General features: G+C 41.5%; 1 protein-coding gene. It reads left to right on the forward strand.

All coding sequences use genetic code 11. The features are described from left to right. A partial coding sequence (locus H4J66_RS00025) for an IS110 family transposase (protein ID WP_182169086.1) occupies positions 1–595 on the forward strand: 595 nt, incomplete at both ends.

Genomic DNA, 595 nt, shown 5'->3' on the forward strand with positions numbered 1-595 from the left:
AACCAGGAGATAAAATCAAAACCGATAAACGTGATGCGCTCAAACTTGCAAAGCTGCTCAAGTCTGAAGACTTAACATCTATCTATGTCCCTGAGCCCGAAGATGAAGCCGTACGTGATTTATCCCGAGCACGAAAAACAGGCATGAAAGACTTAAAAGAGGCTAAATATCAACTTAAAGCATTGTTGTTACGTAGCAACATTAACAGCAAAATAAAAGATAACTGGTCATTACAGTATTTGCGTTGGCTCGCTGAATTAGTGCTACCTCATCCTTGTCAGCAAATTGTTTTGCAAGAAGCCGTTTCAACCATTACCGAGAGGTTAAAACGTTTAAAAAGGCTGGATAATGAATTAACCCATCAAGTGAAGCGTTGGCAATTTTATCCGGTAGTTAAAGCGATAAAGGCGCTCCGTGGTGTGAGGTTATTAGTCGCTACAGGCGTGATTGTCGAACTAGGTGACTTATCGCGATTCGACCACCCTAGAAAATTAATGAGTTACCTAGGTCTTGTAACTAGTGAACATTCAAGCGGCGATAAACGCCATTTAGGGGCTATTACTAAGTGTGGTAATAGCCGTGCAAGACGACTACT

Origin of the sequence: Colwellia sp. MB3u-55 (assembly GCF_014076785.1) — a bacterium.
Taxonomy (GTDB): Bacteria; Pseudomonadota; Gammaproteobacteria; order Enterobacterales; family Alteromonadaceae; genus Colwellia_A.